The sequence below is a fragment of the Mycobacterium sp. TH-M25 genome, assembly GCF_057473665.1.
Map to the genome: position 1 here is coordinate 1 of NZ_JBYCLA010000554.1, position 5,196 is coordinate 5,196.

A 5,196-nucleotide genomic window follows, 5' to 3' on the forward strand; every position below is an offset into this window, starting at 1 on the left:
TGTCCCACCAGGGGCACCGCTGGATAGCCACGTTCGGACAGGATAACCGCTGAAAGCATCTAAGCGGGAAACCCCCTCCAAGACCAGGCTTCTCACCTTTTAAGAAGGATAAGGCCCCCCGCAGACCACGGGATCGATAGACCAGACCTACAAAACCAGCAATGGTCGCAGGGAACTGGCACTAACCGGCCGAAAACTTACACACACGCAACCACTCATCCAGCAACCACAACTGCTGCACCCCACCACCAACAACAAACTCAATAAAGTTACGGCGGTAATAGCGACAGGGAAACGCCCGGACCCATCCCGAACCCGGAAGCTAAGCCTGCCAGCGCCGATGATACTACCCACAAGGGTGGAAAAGTAGGACACCGCCGAACACACACAACAAGCCCCGTGCCCCCCAAAACCCTTGGGGGGCACGGGCATATCCACCACAAAACCACAAAGCCAGCCACCGCAACCAGTCAGCGGACGGGCTTCGAACGGCCGCCAACCGCCGGCGCACCACAATCGACAACTACTGTCCTGCAGATGGTTGACGGATCTTCGGCCGACGGCGCTCATGGGTTGCGGGCGGTCGCCGCATCGCTGCTCGGCGACGTGTCGTCCCTAGCCGACGACATGCTTGAGTTCCTTGCCGCGCACATCCCCGCGATCGGTGCTGACGCTGAACTACGCGGGCTGACATTGGGGTCGTGCTCGTCGAATCTCGAAGCGGCGCTGTCAATGGTTCGTCACGGCATCGACGTCGGGGCCGCAGAAGCTCCGGTGACTGCTCTCGAGCACGCCCGGGCGATGGCTTCCCGCGGGCACAGCGTCGACGTGATGCTGCGCTTCTACCGGCTCGGCCACCGTTACTTCATCGAGAAGTTCGCCGAGGCCGTGTCCGCCCGAGTTGAGGATCCGGCCGAGTCGCTTGCCGCCTTTCTCGAAATGGAGCGGTTTGGATTTCGATACATCGATCGCATCTCGACGCTGGGTGCCTCGGAGTACGTCGCCGAGCTCGACCGGCGCCAGAACCAGCACCGAGCCGAACGCGACGATATTGTCCGGGCGCTGCTGGTCGACGAACGGATCAACGTGGGCCGCTCGGAACGGGTGCTCGGCCACATACTCACGGGCAGGCAGTTGGGGTTCGTCTGCTGGGCGTCCGGGAATATTCCAGATCTGGCCGCCGTCGCGCAGCGATTCGCCAAAAGTATTGGTAGCGAACGTGCACTCGTCGTCGCTGACGGTCCGCGCGCGGTATGGGGGTGGGTCGCTGTGACCGCGGAACCGTCCGCTTCGGGCATGGAAATTCTGGTCCGCACCTACCGTCCCGATGAGAAAGTTCACCTCGCGGTCGGTGCGCTGCGAGAAGGACCGGCTGGATTCCGCATCTCGCATCGTGAGGCGTTGCGGGCCAGGCGAATTGCCGAGTTGGCCGGATGGCCCGCTCCGTCGGTCACTGAGTATGGCGACATCGCGCTCATCGATGTGATGTCCAGCGACCTCGGCGCGGCACGAGCCTTCGTCGAGGCGGAGCTTGGCGAGCTCGCTCGCGACGACCCGCGCAGCCGAGACGAGCGAGCAGCGCTGTTGGCCTTTTTCTCAGCGCAGGGAAGCTTGAAGGTGGCTGCCGCCACGCTGGGCATTCACCGCAATACCGTTCTGCAACGGGTCCGCCGCGCCGAGCAGCGCATCGGCACACCGATCCGGACAAGGGTTCCAGAACTTCATGCGGCTTTGCGTGTCTGCGAGGTGCTGGGAGCCCCCGCAGCTCAGAACTTGCCGTAATGCATCCGGGGGCATTCCTGCTTCGGTGTGCTGTCAGCACATGGGTGTGTGCCCACACCTTCTTGTTGTCGGGCCCGGGCACTCGGTAGCTTTGCCGAAACCTCGGTCGCCGCAGTGCGACAGGACGGCAGAAGGGACGTGGTTCGTGACGCTGGAGGTGCAGCCGCAGCGAGTTTCGCCGACGGCGACCAATCACACGCTGCCCGACACCGGTGAGAAGATTCCCATGGTGTCGTGGCCGACGGTGGCGCTGTTCGCGGCAGCGGTAACGGTTTTCGGAGTCAGCACCGAGGCGGCGCTGACATCGGCACTTCGTCCCATTCTCACCATCCCGGTGAGTGCCGCGGCGATTTTCGTGCTGTTCACCGTCGTGCACGATGCATCGCATTATTCGATCAGCCGCCACCGCTGGGTCAATCTGGTATTCGGTCGCGTGGCGATGATCTTCGTCTCGCCGCTGATCTCTTTCGAGTCGTTCGCATTCATCCACATCGAGCACCATCGCCACACCAATGACGGCGACGACGATCCCGATCATTTCGTCAGTGGCGCCACCGGCTGGCAGCTCCCGCTGCGCTTTTCCGTGATGGATCTGCCGTATCTGCGCTTCCTGGCGCGAAACTGGGGCAGCCGCCCCCGTTCTGAGCTCGCCGAGACCGCGGCGCTGTTGGGTGTCACGTTGGCCGCGATCGCGGCCGCTGCGTTCACCGGGCACTTCTGGCAACTCGCGATCGTCTATCTCGTCCCCGAACGCATCGCGGTGTTCGTGCTGGCATGGTGGTTCGACTGGCTTCCGCACCACGACCTGAAGGACACCCATCAGGGCAACCGCTACCGGGCCACCCGCAATCGCGTCGGAGCGGAATGGGTCCTCACCCCGCTTCTGCTATCGCAGAATTATCACCTCGTCCATCACCTGCACCCGTCCATTCCGTTCTACAAATATGTCGCCGCATGGCGGCGTAACGAAGCCGCGTATCTCGATCGCGATCCCGCTCTCATGACGGCTTTCGGCCAGCAACTCGACGCCGCTGAGTACCGGCGGTGGAAGCGCCTCAACGGCAGGCTGGCCGCGCTTGTTCCCGTCCACCCGCCGCGGCCGGTCGCCGAAAGAAGCGGTGTCGCCCATCCGGCAGTCATTCGCAGTGTCGAATCGCTGACTCCCGACAGCGTCAAGATCACCTTCGACATCTCTCCAGATCTTCGTGAGCACTTCCGATTCCAGCCGGGCCAGCATCTCACCGTCCACCATCAGGTCGGGCAACAAGATGTGCGGCGGAGCTACTCGATCTGCACGTCTGCGGTGTCGGACGAACTCGCCATCGCTATCCGGCGGGTGCCAGGCGGGACATTTTCCACCTTCGCAACAGCCAATTTGCGTGCCGGTGACAAGGTTCGACTTGGCCCGCCCACCGGCAATTTCGGAGTGCCGTTCGTTTCCTCGGCTCGGCGAACGTACGTGGCGGTGGCGGCTGGTAGCGGCATAACGCCCATCCTGTCGGTCGTGCGCACCGGCCATGACGTCGAGCCTCAGAGCCGCTTCACCATCATTTACGGCAACCGCACCACAGCGTCCACCATGTTCCGCAAGGAACTCGACGACATGGAAAAGCAGTTCGGCGACAGGCTCAGCGTTGTGCATGTCCGGTCCCGAGACGGTGGACAATCGGCCGGCACCCGCGGACGGATCAGCTATTCCTTGGTGCAACAAGTTGTCGGCCGCGAAAGCGGCGACGTCGACCGGTGGTTCCTCTGCGGGCCGCAGGAACTGGTAACGACACTGCGGGACAACCTCATCGATGCAGGGGTTGACAGCGAGCGCGTGCATCTGGAACTTTTCCGCACCAATGCCGCCACGACTCCGCCACCGGGGTCCATCGCCTCCGACATGACCGTCACACTGCGGGGCGCCGATCACGACATACACCTCCATGCCGGTGAGACGATCCTCGAAGCGGCACTGCGCAACAAGCTCGACGCACCCTACGCATGTATGGGCGGGGCCTGCGGCACCTGCACCGCCGTGATCACCTCCGGCCAGATGTCGATGGACCAGAATTTTGCCCTGCGCGATGACGACGTCCGGGCGGGTCGTGTTCTCACCTGCCAAGCGCGGCCCACCAGTCCGTCCATCACGATCGACTACGACGCTCGTTAGCGATCGGCCGGCTGCTGTTTCACCCGGCCACCGCGCGCCTCGACCAGGGTGACAGGTTGGCCGATGCAGTGCTGTAGCAGGAACGACGGCACGTAGCCCGTATCCTTTGTCGGGAAGTAGCGACGAGGTGAAGGGTTCGAGTGGGCGACGACAGGCAAGGCGATAGGGATCGGCGACCGAAGAGATCGCCACGACCCCAGGCTCCTACTTCCGGCCCGGGACGTGACCGTCGTCTGCAAACCCGGGACCGCTCTGCGGACGACCAGAAGGGGCCGCCGATCCCGCGGGAGATCGAGGCCAAGCAACTCGCACCCGAAATCCGGCGGGAATTAAGCACTTTGGACCGCGTCAACGCCGATGCGGTGGCACGCCACCTGGTGGCCGCGGGCGAATTGCTCGACGAGGACCCAGCGGCAGCTCTCGAACATGCACGCGCCGCGCGGGCTCGCTCCGGCCGGATCGCCGCCGTGCGGGAAGCCGTCGGTATCGCCGCATACCAGTGCGGGGACTGGTCGCAGGCCATCGCGGAACTGCGGGCGGCACGCAGGATGGGCAGCAAGTCACCACTATTGCCGTTGATCGCCGACTGTGAACGCGGGCTCGGTCGACCGCAACGCGCGCTGGAGCTGGCCCGGGGCGACGAAGCGGCCAAGCTCACCGGCGACGAAGCCGATGAGATGCGCATCGTCATCGCCGGCGCCCGTGCCGATCTCGGCCAACTCGAGCAAGCCCTGACCGTGTTGTCCACGCCGCAACCCGATCCGACCCGCATCGGCACAATCCCGGCCAGGCTGTTCTACGCCTATGCCGAGACCTTGCTGGCCCTCGATCGTCGCGACGAGGCCCTGCAATGGTTTTTGCATGCCGCCGAGGCCGACGTCGAGGGTGCCACTGACGCCGAAGACCGGGCGAGTGAGCTCGGCTGACGTGGCGACACTTGCACAGCAACACGACTGTCTGCTACTCGACCTCGATGGAACCGTATTTCGTGGTCACGAACTGACCGAGGGCGCCGCCGAGGCGCTGGAAAATGCGCCGGGCCGAACGCTATTCGTCACCAACAACGCGTCGCGCAGCGCCGGGGAGGTCGCCGCGCACCTGCAAGACCTGGGTCTGCAGGCGGCCGACGTCGACGTGGTCACCAGCGCGCAGAGCGCGGCCCATGTACTGGCCGGCCGGTTGGTGCCCCGATCCCGGGTGCTGGTGGTGGGGACCGAATCGCTGGCCGCTGAGATCACGGCCGTCGGCCTCGATCC

Annotated in this window: 3 protein-coding genes, 2 rRNA genes and 1 pseudogene; all 6 read left to right on the forward strand. The window is 64.2% G+C overall.

The window, feature by feature from the left end:
• Positions 1 to 205 (forward strand): 23S ribosomal RNA (locus AC2VOU_RS18470); the annotation flags it as partial.
• Positions 206 to 270: 65 nt separating this feature from the next.
• Positions 271 to 383 (forward strand): 5S ribosomal RNA (gene rrf / locus AC2VOU_RS18475).
• Between the two features lie 154 nt (positions 384 to 537).
• Positions 538 to 1,782, forward strand: coding sequence for a PucR family transcriptional regulator (locus AC2VOU_RS18480; protein WP_486958673.1), 1,245 nt, complete (start codon positions 538 to 540; stop codon positions 1,780 to 1,782).
• 145 nt (positions 1,783 to 1,927) lie between these two features.
• On the forward strand, positions 1,928 to 3,940 hold the full coding sequence (locus AC2VOU_RS18485) for a fatty acid desaturase (RefSeq protein WP_486958674.1): 2,013 nt from the start codon (positions 1,928 to 1,930) through the stop codon (positions 3,938 to 3,940).
• Positions 3,941 to 4,080: 140 nt separating this feature from the next.
• The gene (locus tag AC2VOU_RS18490; protein ID WP_486958675.1) at positions 4,081 to 4,866 is read left to right on the forward strand and encodes a tetratricopeptide repeat protein; all 786 of its coding nucleotides are present in this window, start codon (positions 4,081 to 4,083) and stop codon (positions 4,864 to 4,866) included.
• A gap of 1 nt (position 4,867) precedes the next feature.
• A pseudogene (locus AC2VOU_RS18495) lies at positions 4,868 to 5,196 on the forward strand (HAD-IIA family hydrolase); the annotation flags it as partial.